Genomic DNA, 24,573 nt, shown 5'->3' with positions numbered 1-24,573 from the left:
GGCTGGCACGCAAGGAAACAAATCAACGCGCGTCGAATATGACCAGGGCGTGACGTTGGCATGTCTCTTCGCCCGCGGTCGCTCGCGCGATGTGTCACGGTCGCATTATTTTAGCGCCGCCGTATGTGATCTCGATCACAGACGGTGATGCCGTTTGCGCCGACCTATTGCAGCGGGCGGAAATGAGCATTGCGTATCCGCTCGGTTTGCGAAAATTTTGATCACCTAACCATTTTTATCAGTTGCGGTCTGCACGCCCGGCTCCTCCCGCCGCGCGTGCAGACGGCTTTCCGCCGGGCGCAAGTCAGCACTGGGCGCAACCACTGCTCCACGCCTTTAGAAGGCGTAATGGCAAAGGGATGAACACCGGGCTTTGATGCGGTGCACTCTTGCCGTAAACTTTGCTGATTGCGGCAATTGGGAAGTTCAACATGGCTTTTGGCGGCGCGAACGACAGAAACGATCTGCCGCGCCTGGCACGCATCGATCCAAAGCTGTTCGATATTCTGTTCAGCGGCTGCAAGGTCGAGCGCTGCACTGCCGGCCAGCATCTGTTCGTTCAGGAAGATGCCGCCGACCGCATTTACGGGGTGATGAGCGGCACGGTGGAGATCTCGATCTATTCGCCCGGCGGCCAGAAGCTGGTGGCCAATATCGAGCTTTCGCGCAGCCTGGTCGGTGAGATCGGCGCGCTTGACGGACGGCCCCGCACCGCCACCGCCATCTGCCTGACCGCTTGCGAGCTGGTGTCGGTCAGCAGGACACAACTCTTTGATCGCATTGAAAAAAATCCGCCATTGGCACGCGCGATGATCGAACTTCTGTGCGCCAGGCTGCGCTGGGTGAGCGGCGAGCTCGGTGACCAGGCCTTCTTCGGCATCGAGGCCAGGCTCGCCAAGCGCCTGGTCTTCCTGGCCGAGGTGATGGCCGACGCCGCCGGCTGGATCCCGATCTCGCAATCGGAGCTCGGAGAATTCCTCGGCGCCACGCGTGAGTCCGTCAACAAGACGCTCAACGACTGGCGCGCCCGCTCGTTCATCGCCATCAAGCGCGGCGGCCTGCGCATCACCGACGCTGGCGCATTGCGTCATATCGCCGAGTCGCAAGACGACGACTGACGCCGAATCAGAGCCGCGAAATCAGATAGCGCAACGCCGAGCGGCTGGGCATGAAGAAATACCCGCCCCCCTTGGTGGTGACGAATTGCGGCATGTCACGGAGCGTCGTGACCTTTTCCCATGACGGAATGGTGAACCTGCCATCGCCGTCGCGCGAACCAATCGTCGGGTCCTTCTCAGCGACGAGGCCTTGGAACGTGGCCGACGAAACCCAGGTCTGCTGGATGAATTCGTACTGGCGCTCGATGTCGGCGTTAAGGCACATGAAGAGCAGTCCCTTTTCGACCTTGCCATTCTTGCCGTCCTGCTTCTCATAGGTGCGGCCGACCCGCAGGATACGATGGCGCTTGCCGATATTGATCTGCGTATCGCGGTCCTCGCCCAGTGAATCGCGTGGGTTGGAACGGCGTATGTGGGCACCAAGCGGGCAGCGATGGCCTTGCGGATCCTCGGCGCCAGTGGCGAAGCTGTTGTCGATGACGCGTCCAGGATGATCGGGGTTGCGCACCAGCGAGCTACCGTTCTGCCAGCGGCCGAGCATCTTGGCGGCAATCCAATCTTGCGTGATGGCTTGGTTGCCGAGTTGGCTCGCAACCAAGGCTACAGCCTTTTTGCAGTAGTCGTTGAAGACGTCGACATGCTGCTCGAACTGGCGAATAACGAGGAATGAGCCGTTGCGGCCGAAATCGCGCGGCGGTGGCGGCAGGCCCGGAATCAGCCGGCTACGGCGCACCTGCGAAAGGATCCCGGTACGATCGTGTGATGCGCTTACCGAGGGCGAGGCTGGATAGAACCCATGCTCGTCACGATAACCGAACAGGAACTCGCCGGGCGCGACCAGATGCATGGGCGCGGCGCCCCTGCTGGCGCGGGTCGTGCCCCGGACAATCGGCTGCGAAATCCCGTCCGCGAAACCGAAATGCTCGTAGGCAGGCCCACGTTCCGACCTATCGTCACGCTTTGCCCCGTCAGGCGATTTCGTATTCGTGTCGGTCGGACCCCGATTTACGGCGAGCGGCAGTTCGGCGACGACCTTCATGCCTGCACCGGTCGTCTTTCGTTTGACGGTGGCAATCTCGGTCTTCAACCTTCCCGGGTCTTCAGCATAGCAGACGATGACCAGGTCCACGGGGTTCTCCAACGACCCCCACTCCCATTCGTCCGGGCCGTCGCGGCCTCGGTCGTCCAGTATGCGCCCACGCTCGGGATTGCCCATGCCATGGCGAAAGGCGATCGGAAATGTTTCCAGTGGATCGTCCCCTACGCTCTCGTCGAGCCCAAGCTGCCGCAGGCCACCGGGACCAAATGCTACTATCATGGCTCGCCCGGCGGGCCTGCCTTCGCCGAAACTCGTCTGCTCGACAACGAAATCGAGCCAGGCTCTGCGCTTGGGCGCCGGCAACTTGTCCGGCACGCGGATCGCAAGCATATGCGAATAACCGAGAGGGCCGAGCGGGCCGAAGAAGATGGACTGAATCTCGCCGGATTCCAGCTGCTGCTCGAGAGGTGCCGGAAAGGCAGAGCTGATATTGGCCAGCAGCGAGGTGGTTTTTTGAACGGTGGTTGTTTCGCTCGCCGGGCGTCGTAGCGAACCGAACAAGCTCAGCCAGTCGCGCGCCTCGTTGCCGACGGCGGAAGCAATGCCGCGCCTGACCCGGGAATTGATCCGGATGCGCGTTGTGTTGATTTGGGGATAGGCGGAGTACCAGAACAGTGTCGGCACCTGCTGGCGCCGCGCCCAGCGCTTGAAGCGATCGCCGTCGCGCGCGCCGTCAAGGAACAGCCATCGTGTACGTGGATAGCCCACGGTGTTGCTCCACACTCCGGTCAGGCCAGCGGATGCCTTGGCGATAAAGTCCTCAAGATAGCTTTCCCAGCTGCCACCGTAGTTGGAGAAGAACATCAATCGGTTGGAGCCGGGCAGCAGTATCCAGCGGGCAAAATGGATGGTGTTGATGGTGTTGAGGAGGCCTGGCTTGAACACCTTCTGGGCAGCTATCGAGATCAGGTAGAAGGAAAACCTGAGCGCCAGCCGCCGCAAGATGCCAGCCTTCATCGTCGAAATCGCGGTCAGATGGTTCTGCGCCGCGTGGTCCTCCTTGACGAGTATCGCGTTCAATTCAGATATGCTGATCGATGTGCTTTCCGGCTGATCCCGGTCCTCGCGGCGTCGCAGCGCCAGCAAGCACCAAAACACCAGCAGCGCCGCTGCCACCAACACTCCAAGTCCCGACAACAGAAGTGAAGTGATTGCTACGGCTATGGCGGTGAAGGAGATTTCCTGGGAACTGATGTCGATAGATCTGCCGAACACCACACTGTAGGTCATGTACCAGCAAGCAGCCCAGATGATCGCCACCGTGACGAAGACCGGCGGTACCAGCAAGGTCGTCATCAGGGCACGGCCCCAATGGCCCGGCGGCTTTTCCAGCAGGCTTTCGGCCGGCTCGAACGCCCAGGCAAACGTCCCCAATGACTGAAGATGCTGGCGAGCTTCAGCGAGCACGGCGGGAGCGTTGCCGGTGCCCTTGCGTGGCCGCTCCACGATGTCGCGCACGGCTTCGAAAAGCTGCTGCTCGGCTTTGATACGCTGGACCGAGTGCCCCGGAGTTCCGGAAAACACCAGTCCGGCATTGCTGCCGAAGGACGGCGATATGTCGACATTGTGCTTGCGCAGGAAGTCGTTCAAGGCGCCGCCATCACGCAGGTCGCAGACGTCCTTGAAGATCGGCCGCAGCCGGTGCCCGATGGCGTGCGTCACGGCATTGATGACGTCATCGATACTGCCGTCGCCGGAAATCTCGAGAACCAGAGCTCCTTTTTCCTGACCGGAATCAGCTTTGATCTCGCCAGTGCCGACAACGGCCAGGCTGGTGAAATGGATGGTGCCGACAATGTCGAGCGCGGTGCGGACCTCTTCGTTGGCCGGGTTGCCAAGGCCGGCAACCTTGTCGCGGACAGCGTCCAGCGATCCGGATCGAGTGACCGGACAGACCACGGTCACCATCGACTGCGTGACCGTGCGGCAGAGTGCGGCCGGTTCGAAATCGACCTTGAGGGTTTCCGGATATGCGCCGATGCGCGTCATCCGCCCGGCTTTGCCGGGCAGGCGGCGCAGGCCCTGCTTCTGGAACAGAGCGCGCAGGCTTTCGCCGATCTGGATCCTGGCGATCTCGGCGCCGATGCACTGATGGATACCGTGGCCGAAGACCATGTAATCGCGATGCGGGCGCGATGTATCGAACTGGTCCGGGTTCTGCACGGCGTCCGCGTCGAACATCGCCGACAAGGTGGCCGGCATGACCACGGTGCCGGCTTTCACCAGGCGCTCGCGCCGCGTGCCCTTGCCGATGATCGCGTCGCGGGCGGTGTAGCGCCAGGGGCCGACCCAGATAGGCTTGAAGCGCATGGCTTCGAGGACGGCCCGGTCGAGCTTACCGGTGTCGTTTTCTGCAAGTGCTGCGTCGATAGCCTGCCGTGCATCGGGCCGCGACAGGATCACATCGAGGCAATTGCCGCCGGCCAACACGTTGGTCGGGACAAAGCCGGCGATCATGCCCAGCATGATCGAGTTGAGGTCGTCCCGCGACAGGCGACCCTGATCCATCTGGGCAACCAGCCTCGCCAGCGGTTGCTCGGTCTTCAAGCCCTGGTCCCTAACTGACTGGATGGAGCGGTCGATGACTTTGAGGATACGGTCGCCCGCCACCACCGCGAGCTCACGCATGACAGGGCTCGCCCCCGGGTCGGAAAAGAACAGCGCACTCAACGCGATCGCCCAGTCGGCGAATTCGGATTCATCGTCGATCTCGACGCCGAAATAGTCACGGCAGATGTGCACCGGGACGGTCTTCATCAATCTGGAGATCGCATCGAAGCCGGGGCTGGCGTGCATCATTATCTCTTGCGAGTGACGCGCCGCGATCGGCCTGACGGCGGCCTCGACCTCGGCCGGCGGGAAGGCGCTGAGCACCGACGATTTCATGCGCCGGTAGTCGGCGCCGTCCTGCATGCCGAGGATGAAGTTGGAACCCCGAGCCATTTCGGTCATTTCCGGGCCGTAAGGGGTCTGGAATTCGTCGCCGCGCTCCAATATGTCGCGGACATCGGCGTTCTTGGTGACCAGGAGAACGCCGAATAGTTTTCCGGTCGGGCGGAAGCGCCGCAACAAGGAAAGCGCCCAGCGCGGATCTTCGAACAGAGACCCGACGATGCGCGCAATCAGCCCTGTCTTGCGGATCCGGCCGAGATCGAAGGGCGGCATTTCCGACAGCGGGCGCTGGTTTTTCTGGGCCGCGCGAATGGCGTCAAAATACTTCAGTTCGGTCATGCGCGTTCAAGCCCCCCGGCTGTCCACGTTATTGCGATGCCGGCCTGTCAACGCCTAGGTTTGCATCGGTTGCACGTATGTGAATTTTTTCACAGTTGTCAGGTGTTCGGCCAGCATTGGGCGCCATGCTCATTTGGCCAGTTGGAAATTGGCGACAAGGAATTCGTTCGCGGCCTTGTCGGTGAAGGGTATCCAGCGCACACGCTGTTCGGAAAAATCGGGATGCCTTGTGGCGAAAATCGCCATCTCGCGTCGCGCCTGTTCCGGCCGGCCGCTTCGCATCAGCGCGCCGATTTTCAGGAACCTGGCATAGAAATATCCGGGAGACAGGTTGAGCGAGCGGTCGGCGGCGGCGATCGCCCCCGGCCAGTCCTCGACGAAACTGTAGGCCGCCGTCAATTCCCCCAGATTGTGGAAGCGGTAGAGGTCGAACGGGCTCAATCGCTCAGTGTCGAGAAAGAACGGTATCGCTGACGCGGCATTGCCGAGCAGCAACTGGGCGCTGCCCATGGCCGAGCGCGCGAAGGCAAAGCTTGGATTGATGTGGATCGCTTCCTCGAGATGGTCGACCGCCGATCGCGGTTCGCCGCGCATGATATCGACGGCGCCGAGATGGGCGTGCGGGCGCGCATCCAGGCTGTCCATCAGCAGCGCCTTGCGGGCGAATTGCTCGACCTTGTTCAAATCGTCGCTGTCGCCGAAACGCAGCCATGCACGCCAGAAATACCACCACGCCATTTCGTTGAGCACAGCGCTTGAATTGGCATCCTCGCGGTAGGCCTTCTGGAAGAATTCCAGCGCGGTTTCAGTGTCGCCGCGGGTGCGCCGGTTCATGTGCCAGCGTCCGCGCCGCACCAGCTGCCAGGTCTCCAGGCTTTCCCAGGGCACCTGGAAGGTGCGCGCCTGTTCCGCCCGATCGACCTCCTTGTCGAGGATCGAAACGATCTCGGCGCCGATCTGGTCGCGCAGGTTGAAGATATCGACCAGCTCGCGATCGAAGCGCTGCGACCAGACCTGTCGTCCGTTGGACGCGTCCGCCAGCGAGGTGTTGAGGCGGATCTGGTTGCCATTGCGCATCAGCGTGCCGCTGACGATGTAGCGCGCGCCGAGCGCGTTGCCGATCACCCGCGTGCCCAGCGTATCGTCGCGAAACTGGAAGCTGGAGCCCTTGGCGATGACCGAAAGCCATTTGGTGTTGGAAAGACCGTAGATAATGTCCTCGGCGATGCCATCAGCCATATAGCCGATGTCGTGCTCGCCGCCATCGCCATGGAAGGGCAGCACGGCGATCGCCGGCGGCCCCTTGGACGAAAGCTTCTGCTGGGCATTGGCCTGGGGGATGGCTGCGAACGATGCCGCCGGCGAGGATCCGTTACTGCCGCGGCCGGCGATCAGGACGCGCACCGGCAGGGCAATGTTCTTCAGCATGAATTCGCCGAGATCGGTGAATTCGGCCGCCGTCTTGTCCTTCACGTGGTGCCAGGTCGTCTCCGAAACGGCGAGACCGTCGCCCGGCGCAAACTCCTGGATGCGGGCGGCGATGTTGACGTCGTCGCCGTAGAGGCGGCCGCCACGCACGATGACGTCGCCTGTGTTGATGCCGGCGCGAAACGGCATACGCATATCGTCGGAAGCCGATGCGTTGAGGGCGACGATGCGGCCCTGGAAATCGAAGGCGGCGCGCAGGGCCTCGATCGGGTTGCCGAATTCGGCCATGATGCTGTCGCCGGCGTCGCCAAACGTGCGGCCACCAAACGTGCCACAGCTGTCGGCGATGATGTCGCGCCGCTCCTCAAATGCCGCGACAGCAGACTCATCGTCGATGCCCATCAGCCGTGAAAACCCGACGGCATCGATAGAAATGATTGTCGCCAGCTGACGGGTGTAGTTCCGTACAGCCATGTTCGAGCCCCGGTCCCTTCTGGTTCTGGTCCAGCACAGGCGACGACCCGTTCCTGAAACATTCCGCCGCGCACTGAGAGAAGAAATCCCGGCGGGTTTGGCGCGCCATGCCACCCCGCCAGGACGAGAACTTTAGCAGGGTCTTGGCGAAAGCTCTACCACCATCGATCTGCCAGGCGCAGGTCGTGGTAACGCACATGGTTAGCCAGCGGTTAGCGCCAATATCACGGGTATGGTCGTTCCAATCTAAAGCTTTGCGGAACCTGCCCGACGCTAACCTTGGCGGAACAAACTGGCCTTCCAGCGAGTTTCACGTGCGGTTCATGCCAACGTGAAATGAGGGTGATCATGCGAAAACTTGTTTTGTCGACCGGGGTTGCTGTTCTTCTAGCCGGCTCAACGGCCTTTGCCGCCGATGACAGGCCGCTGCCGCCGACGAACGCCCAGAAACTGTCGGCAATCATCGCCAAGGTCGAGCAGCGTGACGGCTTTCGCTATGTGAAGGAGGTCGACTGGGACAAGGACGGTTACACCGTCACCTATTACACGGCCGACAAGGCGAAGGTCGAAATCACCTTCGATCCGGTGACTGCCGAACCGAAATAACGCTGCTGCCCCCTCGGCAATTCCTTACGGCGGACTTTCTGCCTAGAATGATGGGCAAACTGGTGCGCCAAGTGGGGGCGGTCATGCTTTCTTCCAGCCGGGTTTCCAACGGGCTCGTGCTCGCCATTGCCTTGGCTTGCGCGATGGTCTGCGGTAACGCGGCGCGTGCCGACGAACCTTCCTTCGACTGCCGCAAAGCCAGCCTGCCGGTGGAAAAGGCGATCTGCGCCGATCCGCAACTATCCGCCATCGATGCACTGGCGGCCAAGGCTTTTGTCGGCTTCGAACCCGCCTTTGGCGGCGACAAGCGCAAGATCGCCCGCGTGCTGATTGCCGACAGGAACGCCTGCGGGCAGGATGCCGCCTGCATCGTCAGCGCCCAGAACAACGCCCTGCAGACCTACGGCAATGCGCCGTCCTGGGTGCAGGACTACAATGTCGCGCTGATCGGCAAGAAGGCGCTCGACATCGCCACGCGCCATCCCAACGGTGCTGACCAGCCCCTGCCCTCGTCGATCGGGCAATGCGCCTTTACCCACATCGCGGCGCTGACGACGCGGCTCGGCGACGACCCACTGGAAACCGCAAGCCCGGAAGCCGGCAGTCTGGCGCGGTTCAGCAATGGCGGCGCTGGGGTCTCCTATGACCGGGAGCCCGGCCTTGCCAGCTCGAAAGTCGGCGACCCCGTCGCGATGTGCCTGATATCGATCCCGCGGGATTGCCCGGAGGGCGATGAACGCGGCCGTGTCTATTACGGCGTCGACCTCACGATAAAGGGCACATGGGTGCTGCCCGATTCGCAACATATGTGCGGCGGCGCCTGAAGAGCGCAAAGCGTTGCCGGGTGCACTCTTGCGCCAATACGCCTTTGATGGCTGAGTACGCGCGACAGTTGCAGGGCACGGGGGTGCATTGGCGATGGTAAAGCACGTTTTGAAGCGCATCCTGATGATGCTTGCCGGCTTCTTCGTTTCAGTTCTGGTCGGGTTGATCGCAGTGGTGGTGATCTACTGCGCGCTGGCCGCTTTGCCGAACGCTCCGGACTATTTCGGCGCCATGGGAATGACACCGCTGGTGGTGCTTTTGTGGCCGCCGCTTGGCATGTTCGTCTATTTCCTAACGATCATACTGACCGGCCTGCAGACGCTGATCTTCGCGCTGATCGCCGAGTTCTTCGCGCTGCGCAATTTCCTCGTCCACATGCTGTTTGGTGCTGCCGCCGCCGCGGCCGGCTTTTTCCTGATCTGGCCGGGCGCGGAAGAAGACACGCAACGCTGGGCCGATATCGGCATCATCGCCGCCGCCGGCCTGGTCGCGGGCCTGGTCTATTGGTTGATCGCCGGCCGCGACGCCGGCTTCCGGCGTCCGCTCATCCAACGCTGATCGCACGAAACACGCGACCGTCTAAAATATAAAGAAACCAAAGAGATAAGAATGGTTCCTCGTTTCGATGAGCGAGGAACCATTGTGGGATCAGCTCGACGGCGAACGCACCGCCTCGGTCGCGTCCAGCGCCTGCATCAGCCGCGTGTCGCGGTCGTAGATGTCGTTGAAATATTCGACGTTGCCGGACAGGTCCGGCCAAGCGGTGAAGTACGCGACGTAGACGGGAATCTTGCGTGTCACGTCTTCGGTCGCATGGCCGTGCTTCAGCTTTTCGGCGATGTCGTCGACCGAGGTGCCGAGCACCGCCGCCGCCATGCCGCGCGGATCCTGCAGGCGAATACAGCCGTGACTCAGCGCGCGCATATCGCGCTGGAAGAACGATTTTTGCGGCGTGTCGTGCATGTAGATGGCGTGCTTGTTGGGGAACAGGATCTTCAACTCACCGAGCGCATTGGCTTCGCTCGGCTGCTGGCGCACGCTGTAGGGAATGTTGGCGCCGTAGGCGCCCCAATTGACCGCGGATGAAGGAACCCGCCTGCCGCGCGAATCGGTCACCTCGTAGCCGGCACGGTCGAGATAGCCGGGATCGCCGCGCAGCCTGGGCAGCATCTCATTGACGATGATCGACTGCGGCACGCCCCAATAGGGATGGAAATCGACCTGCTTGATCTCCTTGAAGAAGAAGGCGGTCTGGTTGGTGGTCCGGCCGATGACGACGCGGGTCTTCAGCTTCTCCTCACCATTGTCGATATAGCTGGCGGTGAAGGCGGGCTGGTTAATGAAGACGCGCGGGCTGCCGAGATCGGACGGCATCCAGCGCAGCTCTTCCAGTGCTACCTGCACTTTCTGCAGCCTGTCGGCCTTGGACGCGCCGGCGAGCGAGGCGACGGTGCGCGGGCCGATGACGCCATCGCCCTTCATGCCGGCCTTGACCTGCACGGCCTTGATGATCGGAACCAGCTCGGGAACATAGACGTCGCTGGTACCGAGCCGGGCCAGGATTTCGCCATAGGCGCCGCCCATCTCGTCATCGAGATTGCGCGAAATCAGCGTCAGCAATTTCGGCAGTTCGGCGCTGGTCTCGCCGGGCTTCAGCAACAGCTTGGGATCGACGACGATTTCGTTTTCGGCGCTGGCCTGCAGCGATTCCAGCTCGACGCGCAGCGCCTGATATTCGGCGTTCTGCGGATGCCGCGATTCGAGATAGGTGCGCACTTGCTGGGTGTGGGCCAGCGTCTTCAGCACGCCTTCCATGTCGACCGGCTTCGGCGGGAATTCATAGTAGCCGGTGATGCGGTTGGGATCGACGCGGCCGCTCTGGGCATCATGGGCATAGCGCAGCACGCGCGCCGACAGCGCCATCTCGAAGCGCACGAGTTCCTTCAGATGCGCGTCGGCATCGACCGCCGATGCGTTGGCTGCCGGCACCTCGACCGAGTAGTCGGCTGGTGCGAGGCCATAGCTTGCCGCTTCGCCAAGCACCCGCACCGCATCCTGGGCACGGGCATTGGGGTTGCGTTCGTTCACCCAGATGAAGTCCGGATTGGCCGAGTAATAGGCAATCAGCGCCTTGGCAATGTCGGGCTCGGCATAGAGTTCGTAGTCGCTGAGGCCTGCAACCGCTTCGCGGAAGGCGGTGCTTGTCGCCGACGGCACAAAGGCGGCGTCTTCGGCAGTTGCCACCTGAGGGGATGCTGCCACCAATGCCGTGAAATCGACTCGCACCAGCCGGTCGGCCTTGTAGGTGTAGTAGCTCGGGCTGCTGATTTTGGTGCCACCGCCCGATACGGCGGGCTTCGGCTTGCGCTTTGGCGGCGGCGGGAACTCGCCCTGCGGATTGTGCCTGACGCCGCCGCCGAACAGCATATCGAACAGCCCCTGCGCGCCTGCCTGCGGTACACCGAAGGCCAGCGTTGCCACAACCGCAAGCGGCATCACAGTGGCTTTATTTCCTAGGAATTTCATGGATCACCCGCTCCGGCTGCAAGCCGGCTCCCGTTCCGCGCCGCTAGACGATCGTGCCAACCGCGTGGCGGATGTAAGGCGCTACTATACTGATTCATACGGATTTCGTTAAGCTTCCATAAATTTCGACGGGCCTGTTGCAGAACGGTTTCACAACACCGTGACACCAGGAGCGGCGTCGCCGCCGCCCCCAGATCATCAAAGCGGGCTGTTGCTTCAGGCGTTGGCGCCACCGTCGATTGTCAGCGCCGCACCGGTGACGAATCGCCCTTCCGGACCGGCCAGCCAGGCAACCATGCCGGCGATCTCGTCGGCCTTGCCGAAGCGAGGCGTCGCCATCTTCTGCCGCTGGTGTTCGGCGTGCGGGCCGCCGGCCGGGTTCATATCGGTGTCGGTCGAACCTGGGTGAACGACATTGGCGGTGATGCCGCGTGAACCGAGGTCGCGCGCCAGCGCCTTGGTCAGGCCGACCAGGGCCGCCTTGCTGGTCGAATAAGCGCTGAGGCTGGTGTCGGTGACGCGCTCCGCCAGATTGCTGCCGATCGAAATGATGCGGCCGCCCTCGCCCATGTGAGCGGCTGCCGCCTTCGAGGCGACGAATGGCGCCCTGATATTGACCTCCATGGTCTCATCGAAATCGGCCAGCGACAGGTCCTCGATCGGCGCGGCGCGCCAGATGCCGGCGCTATTGACGAGGATGTCGAGCCGGCCGAAGGCGTTCACGGCCTCGGTGACCGAGCCTTCGATGGCGGCCGCGTCGCGATTGTCGGCCTGGATGGCGATGGCGCGACCGCCCGCAGCAATGATCTCGGCAACGACCGCGCGCGCCGGCGCCTCGCTGTTGACATAGGTGATGGCGACATCGGCGCCATCGGCCGCAAGCCGCTTGGCAATCGCAGCACCTATGCCGCGGCTGCCGCCGGTGACGAGCGCTGCTTTGCCGTTCAATCCGTTCGATGACATGTCATTCTCCTTTTATGTAACGATCGATATATAAATATCTGGCAGCCTTGCCCGGCGCGGTCAACTGAATTATGTATCGATCAACACAGAAAAGAGCACCATGCCGGAAAGAGGCCGTCCCCGCACCTTCGATCGAACCGCCGCCTTGCGGCAGGCGATGGAGCTGTTTTGGGCCAAGGGCTATGAAGGCACCTCGATCACCGACCTGACCGCGGCGATGGCGATCAGTTCGCCCAGCCTCTACGCCGCCTTCGGCAGCAAGGAGGCGCTGTTCCTCGAAGCGACCGATTATTATACCCGCAACGAAGGCACCGAGATCTGGACCGCCTTGGACGAGGCGCCGACGGCATGCCAGGCGATCGAGAATTTCCTGCGCCAGACGGCAAAAGCCTATTCGCAGAACGACCGTCCGCGGGGCTGTCTCATCGCGCTTGGCGCGTTGCACCAGGATTCAAGCAGCGGCGCGATCTGCGATGATTTGCGCCGCCGCCGCGCCGAAAACCACACAGCCTTGCTGAGACGGCTGGAACGCGGTGTGGCGGAAGGCGAATTACCGACTAGCTTCGACAGTGACGCGGCAGCGACCTTCTATGCGACGGTCCAGCACGGCATGTCGATCCAGGCCCGCGACGGCGCCTCGCGCGCAGCACTTCTGGCGACCGTCGCCGGGGCAATGGCGGCGTGGCAGGGGCTTTCCGGAACGGCGTGACAAAGTGCTGATGTTGTGCTGGAAATCGGGTCGGCGGCGAAACCGCGCGGCCGGGAGGGATTGTTCGTGAAAAAAGGGTATCACGAGTTGCTCGACGAGGCCAATGCCGAGATCGAGGTGGTCTCGCCGGAGGAAGCGGCAGGGCTGCTCGACGACGAGGGTACAATCTTCGTCGACCTGCGCGACCCTCGCGAAGTGGAACGGGACGGCCAGATCCCCGGCGCCAAACATGTCACCCGCGGCATGCTGGAATTCTGGATCGATCCCGAAAGCCCCTACCACAAGCCGTTCTTCGCCTCGGGCAAGAGCTTTGTCTTCTTCTGCGCCGGCGGCTGGCGCTCCGCGCTGGCCACCAAGACAGCGCAGGATATGGGGCTGTCGCCGGTCAAGCACATCCTTGGCGGCTACACCGCCTGGAAGGCGGCCGGACTGCCGGTCGAGCCTGGCGGCAAGAAGAAGGGCTAGCTCACTTCGCCAGTATCGCGATCAATGCAGGATCGGTTCGCGCTCACTTCCGACAAAAGTCACGGCTCGTTCGACGACGCCCTTGTCGGCGAGGATGCGGCGATGGCCGAGCCCATCGGCCCAGTGCAGCCGCACATGGCTGCCGGCACCGGCGTAGCGCCTGGCATGGTCGGCAGGAACCTCGCGGTCATCGGGCGCGTGAATGACCAGCGTCGGCACCGGCGCCTCGGCCAGTTGGCGGTCGCCAGTGAATTCGTTGAGCGGCCGGCCCGACAGTCTTTTCACCTGATCAGCCATGGAGACCTGCGAACGTGGGCCGACATTGAGCATGCGACTGAAGTCGGCGAAGATTGCCGGCAAGGAGCTGGGTGCGGCGATCAGCACCAGCTGTTCGGCCGCCACCGGCTGGATACCCTTGATAGACCCGGCAATGGCATTGGCGGCAACGGCGCCGCCGAAGGAATGGCCGACGATCGCCTTGAACGGTCCGAACCACTCGCTGGCCACTTTGGCCGCCTCGACCGCATTGACCATGTTGAGATGACGCCCCAGCGACTGGCCGTGGCCCGGCAGGTCGAGCGAGGCGACCCGGTAGCCGGCATTGCGAAAGCCTTCGATCAGCGCGCGCATATATTCGGTGCGCGAGCGCCAGCCATGGATGACCAGTACCGTGCCGGCGGACGCCCTGCCCGGCTCCGGCCGGAATTCGTGCACCATGACGCAGCCGGTCTTGGTCTTCAGCCGGTGGTGGCGCGCCTCGGCCATGAAGCCGGCGGCACGGTCGACCGCGCGGCGCTCGCCGTCGCTGAGCGCCTTGACGCTAGGCGTGCGGCAGAACAGTTCGAACGCGGCGCGACCGCTCAGGCGTGGCGCTACATGCTCGGCGGCGCCGAACACGCCCCGGATGACCTTCAGTCCAAATGATGCCATATTGGCGATCCATCCATTCCGTTCAAGCATGAACATAATAGTTCAAACATGAACATTAAACAAGAGCTGCCCTGGGACAACCCGCGCTTTCGCAACTGGGTCGCGGTGGCGCGCGCCTGCCATGTGCTAGAGCGCGCGCTGGCGGTGAAGCTGGCGCCGCTGGACCTCAAGCCGGCGCAGCTCGACGTGCTGATGAACCTCTATCGCCATCCCGGCATGTCGCAGCACGATCTCGCCCGCAAACTGCTGGTCGGCCGCTCCAACATCACGATGCTGTTGCCACAGCTCGAGGTGCGCGGGCTGCTCCGCCGCGAAGGCGACGAGAAGGACAAACGCGTGCTGCGGCTGACGCTTACCGAGGCCGGCACGGACCTTTTGATGAAGGCGCTGAAGGTGCATATGGCGCTGATCGAAAAGGCGATGAGCCAGTCGACACCGGAACAGTGCGACATGATCGGCGAACAGATGCGCAAGATCTACGACGTGCTGAAGGATACCTGAGCAGAGCCAGAGCATGGTCCCGGCAAGATCATGCTCTTGCGTATCGTCTGAGGTTGCGACCTACCTGCGCAATTTTTCCACGGCTTTGCTTGGCAACGTTGTGCCTCTGTGCGGCCCTGACGCCGCACAGGATTACGCTAGATATTGCGCAGGCAAGCAAAGGGTGGGTAGGAGACGTTGGGACATTAGGCCCAGCTTCTTCGCGGCCATTGGGTTTCCCTCCTCCGAGTTGACCGATCAGAATTGACGACCAGGCAAAGCTGAGTTGACAGGCAGCCTGTTCTCTACCATTTCTCCACCGCCGAGAAACGGAGGCTGCCAATCTGGCACTCATCATCGGTGTCGGCCGGACGACACCCGCGAGAGGTGTCCTTTGTCCGGTATCACATCATCATCGATCATTGCGTCTGAGCAGACTTTCACGACGGCGCGAACATTTCTTCGAATTCCCCATGCAGGAAGTGCCGAAGGCGCTGACGTTGCCATTCTTGGCGTTCCGTTCGATCTGGCCACGTCCAACCGGCCGGGAGCGAGATTGGGGCCGGGCGCTATACGTAGCGCCTCGGGGCAGCTTGCCGAACTGCCGAGCTATCCCGGTGGTTTCGACCCTCTTCAATATGTGAAAGCCGTCGATGTTGGAGACGTCTATCTCCATTACGGCGACTCTCGGTCAATCCCCGGAACCATCGAAGCCGCAGCGGCAGAGGTGATTGCCACCGGGGCAACCCTGTTCGGCCTTGGTGGGGACCATTTCATCTCCTTTCCGTTGCTGAAGGCGACGGCTGAGCGTCATGGAAAGCTGGCCTTGATTCAGTTTGATGCGCACCCCGACACTTGGCAGGACCCCAAAGTGGCTCCCGGCGAGTTGGCCATGGACCATGGCACGATGTTCCGCACAGCGGTGGAGACGGGCATCATCGACCCTGCGAGGTCGATGCAGGTCGGCATCCGCACATGGGTCGATGATCCAATGGGCATTGCCATCCTCGACAACGTGTCCTGCGACGACGCCACTCCCGAGGGCATTGCGGCGACCATTCGGCAGGTTGTGGGTGAAGGCCCCTGCTATCTGACAGTGGATATAGACTGCCTTGATCCCGCCTATGCGCCGGGAACGGGAACACCTGTCGGCGGCGGCCTAACGCCGCTCAAGCTGCTGCGCGTCCTGCGCTGCCTCGGCGACCTTGATATCGTCGGCTGCGATGTCGTCGAGGTATCCCCTCCCTACGACGTGGCCGGGATCACCGCGCTTAACGCGGCGACGATCATGTATGAGCAGCTATGCCGTGTCGCCCGCAGGAAGGGCGCCATTGACCAAAGCTATCCCCGATTGTCGCGGCCATGAGAACAAGGACCGCTACCTTCTTCGGGGTGGCGGTCCCGTTCATACCCGCTGATTGCCCCTTGATCGAGGTCGGTTCAATTGGCATCGCGCAAGTGGGTGACAAACTGGGGACGGTGCTGTTCGTCAAGTTGGGGCAATAGCGCCCCGGCAGCCGCTCACCACATCGACTTTTTCGCCCGCTCCGGCCATTCCTTGTCGTAGGTCTCGCCGTCGATGTTCTTGCGGCTGGTGACTTCCAGGATTTTTCCCGGTGTCGGCAGCGATTTCGGATCGACGTGCTTTGCCGGGTTCCACAGCTCCGAACGGACGATGGCGCGGGCGCACTGGAAATAGACCGAATCGACATCGACCACGGTGACCGAGCGCGCCGGCTTGCCTTCGACGGCGAAGGAGGCGCAAAGCGCGGCATCGGTGGTGATGCGGGCACGGCCGTTGACGCGCAGCGTGGTGCCCGAGCCCGGCACCAGAAACAGCAGCCCGACGCGCGGATCCCGGATGATGTTTTTGAGCGAATCGGCGCGGTTGTTGCCGCGCCGGTCCGGCATCATCAGCGTCTTCGGATCATGGATGCGCACGAAACCGGCGAGATCGCCGCGCGGAGAACAGTCGAGCCCCTCCGGCCCGCTCGTTGCCAAGGCGACAAAGGGTGAGGCTTCGATGAAGGCGGCATATTCGGGGATGACATGGTCGAGTTCCTTGACCGTCGACGCTTCGCCGGGCAGACCGTACAGCGCTTCGAGTTGTTCAACCGATGTGATCTCAGACATTTTTCCGTCTCCGAACCTTTGCCGGCGCTACTCCCAATCAATGACGGTTTGACGACACTGGCGCGCTAGCGGTCGCGGCTCAGCCCCTTCTCCTGGAGTTCCGCGAGATAGGCATTCCAGCGCTCGTCCTTTTCGTGGCCGAGCGTGTGCAGATAGTTCCAGGTGAATATACCGGTGTCGTGGAAATCGTCGAAGGTGATGCGCACGGCATAATTGCCGACCGGTTCGATCTTGAGGATAGCGACGTTGCGCTTGCCGGGCACGGTCACCCGCTGATCCGGTGAATGGCCCTGCACTTCGGCCGAGGGCGACGCGACGCGCAGCAGTTCGGCCGGCAGTTCGAACGGGCTATGATCGGGAAAGGTAACGGACAGCAGTTTTCTGTCCTTCGAGACCCTGAGTTCCTTCGGCGCCGTCATTGTCGTTGATCCTGCTTCAATCCGCCCTTCCCTACGCTGCTTCGCGCAGCCCGAAAAGGCCATTTGAACCCTGCCGACATCGGATGTCGGCCAGGGAATGTTACCAAAGATCAAGAGCGGCTATCTTGAATGGTGGGTTGGTTCGTATCACATAGCTGTATATAACGGCGCCACTCGCAGCCATTGGAAACGCTTGACGCATGGACATGATCGATCCCTTCGGTCGCACGATCAGCTACTTGCGCGTGTCGGTCACCGACCGCTGCGATTTCCGCTGCACCTATTGCATGGCCGAGGACATGGCGTTCCTGCCCAAGAAGGATCTGCTGTCGCTCGAGGAACTCGACCGGCTCTGCACCGTCTTCATCGAAAAGGGCGTGCGCAAACTGCGCCTCACCGGCGGCGAGCCGCTGGTGCGCAAGAACATCATGCACCTGGTGCGCCAGCTGTCGCGGCATCTGAAGAGCGGCGCGCTGGAAGAGTTGACGCTGACCACCAACGGCTCGCAGCTGTCGCGCTTTGCCGCCGAGCTCGCCGATTGCGGCGTCAAGCGCATCAACGTCTCGCTGGACACGCTGGACGCCGACAAGTTCCACGCCATCACCCGCTGGGGCCATCTCAGCAAGGTCATGCAAGGCATCGACGCCGCGCTGGCGGCGGGGCTGAAGGTCAAGCTCAATGCGGTAGCGCTGCGAGATTTCAACGACGCCGAACTGCCCGAGATGATGCGCTGGGCACATGGCCGCGGCATGGATCTCACCGTCATCGAAACCATGCCGATGGGCGAGATCGACGCCGATCGCACCGATCAGTATCTGCCGCTGTCGCTGCTGCGCGCTTCGCTCGAGCGCCAGTTCACGCTGAGCGACATCCCCTACAAGACTGGCGGCCCGGCCCGCTATGTCCATGTCGCCGAAACCGGCGGCCGGCTCGGCTTCATCACGCCGATGACGCATAATTTCTGCGAAAGCTGCAACCGCGTGCGGCTGACCTGCACCGGCACGCTCTATATGTGCCTGGGCCAGGAGGATGCCGCCGACCTGCGCGCGCCGCTGCGTGCGTCCGAAGGCAACGAACTGGTCTCGGCCGCAATCGATGAAGCGATCGGCCGCAAGCCGAAGGGGCATGATTTCATCATCGACCGCCGCACCAGCCGTCCCTCGGTGTCTAGGCATATGAGCGTCACTGGCGGCTGATTTTCTCCGCGATTTGGTGCAAGAAGTGTCTCCCATTGTTGGCTGGAGGCATCGAATGAAGCGTCTTTTTCCTGGTTTGGCGGCCGTAGTATTGATCGCGGCAGGCAGCGCTGTCGCCGCGCCGTTCACCTACACCAATGCGCGCTTCGGCACCGTCTGCACCTTTCCTGACGAGGTCTTCACCGACCGCCAGCCTGAGCCGGACAATGGCGATGGTCAGCAATGGCTCAGCGCCGACGGCGCCAGCCTGATCTGCTCCGGCATCTTCAACGTCAGTGACGACACCCCCAAAAGCTTTGTCACTGATGAGAAGGCCAGCAAGGAGGCGGGCTACGAAATCAGCTACAGCAAGACCGGCAAGAACTGGGCGGTGCTGTCGGGCATGAAGGATGGCAAGATCTTTTACGAGCGGCGCCTGTTCGGCAAGGACGGCGTCATCCGCACCGTCTGGATCGACTATCCGCCGGCCGTGAAAGCGAAATATGATCCGCTTGTCGGCGCCATCGCCGGCAGCCTCAAAGGCCCTTGAGCATTTTCGGACACAACCCAGAAAAAGTCTTATGCGCAAACGGCTGGCGGATTTACCGCAAGCGCGTTCGGGCCTAGATTCCTAGACATAGCGGCTCGTCGCTCGATTTGGGGGAATACGACATGCGCACACTCCTACTTTCGCTTGCAATGCTTGGCCTTGCCGCCGCGCCGGCGGCAGCACAGTCGATCGGCGGTACCTACACCGTCGCCGGCACCAATTTCGACGGCTCGAAATATGGCGGCGAGGCCACCATCACGCTGACCAGCGAAACCACCTGCACCATCCACTGGGAGACGGGCGGGTCGTCTTCGGATGGCATCTGCATGCGCAACGACAATGCCTTCTCCGCCGGCTATGTCATGGGCAAGGAAATCGGCCTCGTCGTCTACAAGGTGGAGGATGACGGCTCGCTGCACGGTCTGTGGACGATCGCCGGCAAGAACGGCAGCGGCACCGAAGTGCTGACGCCGAAATGAGGCCACCGGTCATCGGATTGGCCCTCTGACAGATTTTGCAGGCCACGGGTGAAAATCCGTGGCCTATTTCTTTGACGTTGCTGTCTTGCCGCCGGCTGCTACAGGCTTGAGCGGTTCACCGTTTCACCGAAACGTCGAACCGCTCTATTTCTTTGTTTTCACGCAATTCCGGACGGAAAACCGTTTCACACTTTTCCTGGAATTGCTCTGTTGCAAAACCGGTAACGCCCTTGCCTCTTTCCCCAAACATTCGCGGTGCGCTGTTCATGATGGTGGCCATGATCGGCTTCACCCTCAACGACGCCATCACCAAGTTCTCGTCGGAATCGATGAACATGGCGCAGGTCATGCTGGTGCGCGGCGCCTTTGCGTCGCTGCTCGTCGGCCTGCTTGCCTGGCAGCAAGGCGCGCTGGCTCGCCCAGCCTCGATGCTGCAGCCGCTGGTGGCGCTCCGCGTGGTCGGCGAGGCCGGCGCCACCGTGGCCTTCCTCGTTGCGCTTGCGCATTTGCCGATCGCTAATGTCTCGGCGGTGCTGCAGGCGCTGCCGCTGGCGGTGACGATGGGCGCGGCTCTCGTGTTTGGCGAAGGTGTCGGCTGGCGGCGCTGGCTGGCGATCGCCGTCGGCTTCGGCGGCGTGCTGATCATCGTACGGCCAGGCTTTGAAGGGTTCAGCGTCTATTCGCTATACGCACTCGTCAGCGTCGCCTGCTGCGCGGTGCGCGACCTCGCCACCAAGCGCATCCCGCAGGCTATCCCGACCTTGCTGGTGTCGACGGCGACCGCAATCGCCATGACCATTGTCGGCGCCGTGCTGCTGTCGCCGATGGGCGGCTGGACGCCGATGTCGGGCAAAGGCACGGCGCTGCTGGCCCTGGCAGCGGTGCTGGTATTGATCGGCTACCAGTTCATCATCATGGCGATGCGGGCCGGCGACATCTCCTTCATCGCGCCGTTCCGCTACACCGCGCTGTTGTGGTCGATGCTGCTTGGCCTCACCATCTTCGGCGATGTACCAGACCTGCCGATGATCGTCGGCTCCGCCATCATCATCGGTTCCGGCCTCTACGCGCTCTACCGTGAACGGGTGGTCGGCCGGCAAAAACCCGCCGCCGAAAGCGCTGGACCCGACATGGCGCCGGACGGCATATAGTTCAGCCATGAGACCAGACATTGCAGGGATCATCCTGGCCGGAGGCTTGTCACGGCGCATGGGCGGCGGTGACAAGACCTTGCTCGCCCTTGACGGCCGTCCGCTTCTCGACCATGTCGTTGCCCGCCTGGCACCGCAGGTCGGATCGCTGGTGCTGAGCGCCAATGGCGATCCTGCACGCTTTGCGGCGACCGAACTTCCAGTTCTCGCCGATACGGTGGAAGGCTATGCCGGACCGCTGGCCGGGATCCTCACCGGCCTCGAATGGGCGGCAGCAAACACCGCCTGCAAGGCATTGGTGACGGCCGCCGGCGACACGCCATTTCTGCCGGCCGATCTAGTCGCGAGGCTGGCCGCAGCCGCAGCCGGTCGGCCGGGCTCGATCGCGGTTGCCAGTTCCAGCGGCAGGCGGCACCCGACCTTCGCGCTGTGGCCGCTCGGGCTGCGTCAGGCCTTGCGCCATTTCCTGGTCGACGAGGACAACAGGCGCGTCTCGGCCTTCATAGAGCGCCATGATTGTGTCGAGGTGGAGTTTTCGTTGCTGGCCGCCGACGGCGCTCAAATCGACCCGTTCTTCAACATCAATACCCCAGACGACCTTGCGGTGGCCGAGCGTCTGTTGCAGAGCATCGGGCTATGAACATCTTCGGCATCACCGGCTGGAAGAATTCCGGCAAGACCACACTGACCGAGAAGCTGGTCACCGAATTGGTGCGGCGCGGCTGGACGGTGTCGACGGTAAAACATGCCCATCATGAGTTCGATATCGACAAGCCGGGCGCCGACTCCTTTCGCCACCGCCAGGCGGGCGCCACCGAAGTCGCTGTGGTGTCGGGCACACGTTGGGCGCTGATGCACGAATTGCGCGGTGAGGACGAGCCGACGCTGGAGACGATCCTGTCGCGGCTGGCGCCATGCGACATCGTGCTGGTCGAAGGCTACAAGCGCGAGGCGCACAAAAAGATCGAGACCCGGCGGCTGGAGGCCAAGGACCGGTCACCGCTGTCGGCAAATGACGGGCATATCGTGGCGATTGCCGCCGACTTCGCGGTCAGCGGCGAAAGCCTGCCCGTGTTCGATCTCGACGATGCCGGAGGGATAGCCGACTTCATCGAGCGCGCCACTGGCCTCAAACCTTGAGGCCCCTGCCCGAGCCCGGTTCAGCCGCTCTCTTCAGCGGTTGCATTGTCTAACCCGGCGTCAGCATCGGCTGGACCCGCAAATCCCGCAAGCAACGGTTTTACAGTTGCTTTTCTCCCGAAAACAGTGGGAGTATCGCGCCAGCGGGCGGTCAAAAGCACCGCCCCACAGAGCCGTTTCGGAACGACGGCCGGGAGCCATAAAGAGAGGACTATCATGCGTATTGCACTGCGTATCGCGCTCGCCGCATCGGCTGCGCTGCTGACGCTCGGCGTCGCCCAGGCTCAGGAAACGACCCTGAGAATCGGCACCGAAGGCGCCTACCCCCCATTCAACAATTTGACCTCCGACGGCCAGCTCGTCGGCTTCGACATCGACATCGCCAAGGCGCTCTGCGACGAGATGAAGGTCAAGTGCACCTTCGTCGCCCAGGATTGGGACGGCATCATCCCGGCGCTGCAGGCCGGCAAGTTCGACGCCATCGTCGCCTCGATGTCGATCACGCCGGAGCGTCAGGAAAAGGTCGACTTCTCGCATAAATACTACAACACCCCCTCGGCGCTGGCGGTGCCAAAAGATTCAACCCTTAAGGGCGTGACCAAGGAAGACCTGGCCGGCAAGACCATCGGCGTCGCAACCACGACGACGCATTTCAACTATGCCTCGAAGACCTATACGGACAGCACGGTCAAGGGCTATCCGAGCAGCCCCGAAGAGCAGGCCGATCTGGCCAATGGCCGTCTCGACGCGATCGAGGACGATATCGTCGTGTTGCAGCAGTTCCTGGATTCGCCTGATGGCGCCTGCTGCAAGATTCTCGGCCAGCCCTCGCCGCAGCCAGTCGAAATCTTTGGACCGGGCGCCGGCATCGCCGTGCGCAAGGGCGAGACGGATCTGGTCAACAAGTTGAACAGCGCCATCGACGCCATCCGCGCCAACGGAAAGTACAAGGAAATCAACGACAAATACTTCAAGTTCGACGTCTTCGGCGCCGAGTCCTGATCGTCTGAAACAAGGCGGCAGCAGGGGAAATTCCTCCTGCCGCCTTGGTCCATCGCTGACAGAAGTGGAGACAAGACCCGTCAATGCCCAGCCAGAACATATGGATACTTCTCACTTGGGGACCCGATGGCTGGATTGACGATATTGCCTATGGCGCACTGGTCACCATCGCGCTTGCGCTGGCGACACTGCCCATCGGCCTGACGATCGGCTTCTTCGTCGCCTGGGCCAAGCAGTCCGAAGAACCTTCTCTGCGGCTGGCTGCCAACATCTACACCACGGTTTTCCGTGGCTTGCCGGAGCTGGTGACGCTGTTCCTGTTTTTCTTCGGCGTACCGATCCTGCTGCAGCATCTCGTGCGATATTTCCGACCCGACGCGACCATCGACGTCAACAGCTTCGTCGCCGGCATGATTGTGCTGTCGCTGATCTTTTCATCCTATGCCAGCGAGGTGTTTCTTTCGGCCTTTCGCGCCATTCCGAAAGGTCAGTATGAGGGCGGCTATGCCATCGGCCTGTCGAACTGGCTGACCATGCGCAAGGTGATCTTGCCACAACTCCTTCGCATTGCGTTTCCCGGACTAGAGAACTGCTGGCTTAGCCTGCTCAAGGATACGTCGCTCGTGTCGGTCGTCGGCCTCGCCGAGACACTGCGCAATGCCTACACTGCTGCCCGCGTTACCAAGCACGCTTTCCTGTTTTATGGTGTCGCGGCCATGGTCTTCCTTGGTCTGGCCGTCGTTTCATCCTTTGCCACCAGCGCGATCCTGCGCTCGCTCGGCCGGCGAGAGGCACAACGATGAGCGTCACCGCCACCTTGGTCGAACGGCCGCCACCACGGGCGCGCGGCTGGCCGCGCAGCCGCGTCATCGGCTATGCGATGGTCGGTTTCTGGATCCTGTTCGGCCTCGGCATCGTCGCTTATCTGATCTTTGCCTGGAACGCCGACTTCTTCGCCAAATATGCCCCGGCCTATCTGAAGGGCCTTCAAACCACGCTGTTGCTGGTCTGCATATCGATGGTGCTCGGAGCGATCCTGTCCGTGCCGGTCGCTTATGGGCGCATGTCCAGCAACCGGCTCCTGTCCGGCCTCGCCTATTGCTATGTCTACTTCTTCCGCGGCACGCCGCTGCTGGTCCAGACCTATCTGGTCTACTACGGACTGGGATCGTTCAGGGCTGAGCTTCAAACGGTTGGCCTCTGGGATTTTTTCAAAGACGCTTTCAATTGCGGTGTGTTTGCCTTCGCACTCAACACCGCCGCCTATCAGGCCGAGATCCTGCGCGGCGCCATCGAAAGCGTGCCAAGAGGCCAGTGGGAGGGCGCCGCCTCGCTCGGCCTCCACAAATTGCAGACGCTGCGAAAGATCATCCTGCCGCAGGCGTTGATCGTCGCCTTACGTCCCTATGGCAACGAGTTGATCCTGATGGTCAAGGCTTCGGCCATCGTCGCCATCATCACCGTTTACGATTTGATGGGCCAGGCCAAGCTTGCCTTTGCCAATTCGTTCGACATCCAGTCCTATATCTGGGTCGCTCTTGTCTATCTGGTGATGGTCGAGATCTTGCGCCATGGCGTTGAATGGATCGAACGCCGGATCACGATACATCTGAAGCGTTGACTGGTCGGCTGCACCAGTCGATCGGCTCATGCGCGTCTTGACGAATTGA

Annotated in this window: 25 protein-coding genes; 17 read left to right on the top strand and 8 right to left on the bottom strand. The window is 62.1% G+C overall.

Annotated features, from left to right (window positions below):
• The first annotated feature begins 431 nt into the window (after positions 1–431).
• On the top strand, positions 432–1,118 hold the full coding sequence (locus tag AC1DYO_RS24320; protein WP_477267001.1) for a Crp/Fnr family transcriptional regulator: 687 nt from the start codon (positions 432–434) through the stop codon (positions 1,116–1,118).
• Between the two features lie 7 nt (positions 1,119–1,125).
• On the opposite strand, the gene AC1DYO_RS24315 is transcribed toward AC1DYO_RS24320, so the two are convergent.
• A complete protein-coding gene (locus tag AC1DYO_RS24315; protein ID WP_477267000.1) occupies positions 1,126–5,448 on the bottom strand; it encodes a cytochrome P450 in 4,323 nt (1,440 codons plus the stop codon).
• A gap of 129 nt (positions 5,449–5,577) precedes the next feature.
• The gene (locus tag AC1DYO_RS24310; RefSeq protein WP_477266999.1) at positions 5,578–7,350 is read right to left on the bottom strand and encodes an adenylate/guanylate cyclase domain-containing protein; all 1,773 of its coding nucleotides are present in this window, start codon (positions 7,348–7,350) and stop codon (positions 5,578–5,580) included.
• A 348-nt stretch (positions 7,351–7,698) separates the two neighbouring features.
• On the opposite strand from AC1DYO_RS24310, the gene AC1DYO_RS24305 reads away from it, so the two are divergent.
• The 3 genes from AC1DYO_RS24305 (at position 7,699) to AC1DYO_RS24295 (ending at position 9,339) form a co-directional block, all read left to right on the top strand.
• Positions 7,699–7,956, top strand: coding sequence for a PepSY domain-containing protein (locus AC1DYO_RS24305; RefSeq protein WP_477266998.1), 258 nt, complete (start codon positions 7,699–7,701; stop codon positions 7,954–7,956).
• Between the two features lie 83 nt (positions 7,957–8,039).
• On the top strand, positions 8,040–8,780 hold the full coding sequence (locus AC1DYO_RS24300) for a lysozyme inhibitor LprI family protein (RefSeq protein WP_477266997.1): 741 nt from the start codon (positions 8,040–8,042) through the stop codon (positions 8,778–8,780).
• A 94-nt stretch (positions 8,781–8,874) separates the two neighbouring features.
• On the top strand, positions 8,875–9,339 hold the full coding sequence (locus tag AC1DYO_RS24295) for a hypothetical protein (RefSeq protein WP_477266996.1): 465 nt from the start codon (positions 8,875–8,877) through the stop codon (positions 9,337–9,339).
• Positions 9,340–9,429: 90 nt separating this feature from the next.
• On the opposite strand, the gene AC1DYO_RS24290 is transcribed toward AC1DYO_RS24295, so the two are convergent.
• Positions 9,430–11,307: a L,D-transpeptidase family protein gene (locus AC1DYO_RS24290; protein WP_477266995.1), complete on the bottom strand. Its 1,878-nt coding sequence runs from the start codon at positions 11,305–11,307 to the stop codon at positions 9,430–9,432.
• 216 nt (positions 11,308–11,523) lie between these two features.
• On the bottom strand, positions 11,524–12,270 hold the full coding sequence (locus tag AC1DYO_RS24285) for a 3-oxoacyl-ACP reductase family protein (RefSeq protein ID WP_477266994.1): 747 nt from the start codon (positions 12,268–12,270) through the stop codon (positions 11,524–11,526).
• A gap of 100 nt (positions 12,271–12,370) precedes the next feature.
• On the opposite strand from AC1DYO_RS24285, the gene AC1DYO_RS24280 reads away from it, so the two are divergent.
• Both AC1DYO_RS24280 and AC1DYO_RS24275 read left to right on the top strand, forming a co-directional pair.
• The gene (locus tag AC1DYO_RS24280; protein WP_477266993.1) at positions 12,371–12,979 is read left to right on the top strand and encodes a TetR/AcrR family transcriptional regulator; all 609 of its coding nucleotides are present in this window, start codon (positions 12,371–12,373) and stop codon (positions 12,977–12,979) included.
• Positions 12,980–13,045: 66 nt separating this feature from the next.
• Complete coding sequence (locus tag AC1DYO_RS24275) at positions 13,046–13,444, top strand: rhodanese-like domain-containing protein (RefSeq protein ID WP_477266992.1); 399 nt, start codon at positions 13,046–13,048, stop codon at positions 13,442–13,444.
• Between the two features lie 21 nt (positions 13,445–13,465).
• Here the strand turns inward: AC1DYO_RS24275 and AC1DYO_RS24270 are convergent, their stop codons facing one another.
• Positions 13,466–14,374 (bottom strand): alpha/beta hydrolase, encoded by a 909-nt coding sequence (locus tag AC1DYO_RS24270; protein WP_477266991.1) that lies wholly within the window; start codon positions 14,372–14,374, stop codon positions 13,466–13,468.
• A 48-nt stretch (positions 14,375–14,422) separates the two neighbouring features.
• Between AC1DYO_RS24270 and AC1DYO_RS24265 the strand changes: the two genes are divergently transcribed.
• The gene (locus AC1DYO_RS24265; RefSeq protein WP_477266990.1) at positions 14,423–14,875 is read left to right on the top strand and encodes a MarR family winged helix-turn-helix transcriptional regulator; all 453 of its coding nucleotides are present in this window, start codon (positions 14,423–14,425) and stop codon (positions 14,873–14,875) included.
• A gap of 373 nt (positions 14,876–15,248) precedes the next feature.
• Positions 15,249–16,220, top strand: coding sequence for an agmatinase (gene speB, locus AC1DYO_RS24260; protein WP_477266989.1), 972 nt, complete (start codon positions 15,249–15,251; stop codon positions 16,218–16,220).
• Positions 16,221–16,375: 155 nt separating this feature from the next.
• Here the strand turns inward: speB and AC1DYO_RS24255 are convergent, their stop codons facing one another.
• Positions 16,376–16,987 carry a pyridoxamine 5'-phosphate oxidase family protein gene (locus tag AC1DYO_RS24255; protein WP_477266988.1) on the bottom strand — a complete coding sequence of 204 codons (612 nt, stop codon included), beginning with the start codon at positions 16,985–16,987 and terminating at the stop codon, positions 16,376–16,378.
• A 65-nt stretch (positions 16,988–17,052) separates the two neighbouring features.
• Positions 17,053–17,406, bottom strand: a complete 354-nt coding sequence (locus tag AC1DYO_RS24250) for a gamma-butyrobetaine hydroxylase family protein (protein WP_181056992.1) — start codon at positions 17,404–17,406, stop codon at positions 17,053–17,055.
• Between the two features lie 200 nt (positions 17,407–17,606).
• Between AC1DYO_RS24250 and moaA the strand changes: the two genes are divergently transcribed.
• From moaA to AC1DYO_RS24235, 3 genes are all read left to right on the top strand, one after another.
• Positions 17,607–18,602 (top strand): GTP 3',8-cyclase MoaA, encoded by a 996-nt coding sequence (gene moaA / locus AC1DYO_RS24245; RefSeq protein WP_477266987.1) that lies wholly within the window; start codon positions 17,607–17,609, stop codon positions 18,600–18,602.
• A gap of 55 nt (positions 18,603–18,657) precedes the next feature.
• The gene (locus AC1DYO_RS24240; RefSeq protein WP_477266986.1) at positions 18,658–19,131 is read left to right on the top strand and encodes a hypothetical protein; all 474 of its coding nucleotides are present in this window, start codon (positions 18,658–18,660) and stop codon (positions 19,129–19,131) included.
• Between the two features lie 122 nt (positions 19,132–19,253).
• Positions 19,254–19,610: a hypothetical protein gene (locus AC1DYO_RS24235; RefSeq protein WP_477266985.1), complete on the top strand. Its 357-nt coding sequence runs from the start codon at positions 19,254–19,256 to the stop codon at positions 19,608–19,610.
• A gap of 115 nt (positions 19,611–19,725) precedes the next feature.
• On the opposite strand, the gene AC1DYO_RS24230 is transcribed toward AC1DYO_RS24235, so the two are convergent.
• Positions 19,726–19,890: a hypothetical protein gene (locus AC1DYO_RS24230; protein ID WP_477267139.1), complete on the bottom strand. Its 165-nt coding sequence runs from the start codon at positions 19,888–19,890 to the stop codon at positions 19,726–19,728.
• Between AC1DYO_RS24230 and AC1DYO_RS24225 the strand changes: the two genes are divergently transcribed.
• The 6 genes from AC1DYO_RS24225 (at position 19,841) to AC1DYO_RS24200 (ending at position 24,524) form a co-directional block, all read left to right on the top strand.
• The gene (locus tag AC1DYO_RS24225; RefSeq protein WP_477266984.1) at positions 19,841–20,761 is read left to right on the top strand and encodes a DMT family transporter; all 921 of its coding nucleotides are present in this window, start codon (positions 19,841–19,843) and stop codon (positions 20,759–20,761) included. The genes AC1DYO_RS24230 and AC1DYO_RS24225 overlap by 50 nt on opposite strands.
• 7 nt (positions 20,762–20,768) lie before the next feature.
• Positions 20,769–21,401, top strand: a complete 633-nt coding sequence (gene mobA / locus AC1DYO_RS24220; RefSeq protein ID WP_477266983.1) for a molybdenum cofactor guanylyltransferase MobA — start codon at positions 20,769–20,771, stop codon at positions 21,399–21,401.
• The gene (gene mobB, locus AC1DYO_RS24215; protein WP_477266982.1) at positions 21,398–21,901 is read left to right on the top strand and encodes a molybdopterin-guanine dinucleotide biosynthesis protein B; all 504 of its coding nucleotides are present in this window, start codon (positions 21,398–21,400) and stop codon (positions 21,899–21,901) included. The genes mobA and mobB overlap by 4 nt, the downstream gene beginning before the upstream one ends.
• Before the next feature lie 216 nt (positions 21,902–22,117).
• Positions 22,118–22,903 (top strand): ABC transporter substrate-binding protein, encoded by a 786-nt coding sequence (locus tag AC1DYO_RS24210; protein WP_181057000.1) that lies wholly within the window; start codon positions 22,118–22,120, stop codon positions 22,901–22,903.
• Between the two features lie 83 nt (positions 22,904–22,986).
• A complete protein-coding gene (locus tag AC1DYO_RS24205) occupies positions 22,987–23,706 on the top strand; it encodes an ABC transporter permease (RefSeq protein ID WP_477232568.1) in 720 nt (239 codons plus the stop codon).
• The gene (locus AC1DYO_RS24200; protein WP_477266981.1) at positions 23,703–24,524 is read left to right on the top strand and encodes an ABC transporter permease; all 822 of its coding nucleotides are present in this window, start codon (positions 23,703–23,705) and stop codon (positions 24,522–24,524) included. Before AC1DYO_RS24205 ends, AC1DYO_RS24200 begins: the two co-directional genes overlap by 4 nt.
• The last annotated feature ends 49 nt before the right edge of the window (positions 24,525–24,573 follow it).

The sequence above is a fragment of the Mesorhizobium sp. P2_F5 genome, assembly GCF_056403715.1.
This window is presented reverse-complemented; position numbering and strand designations above follow the sequence as displayed.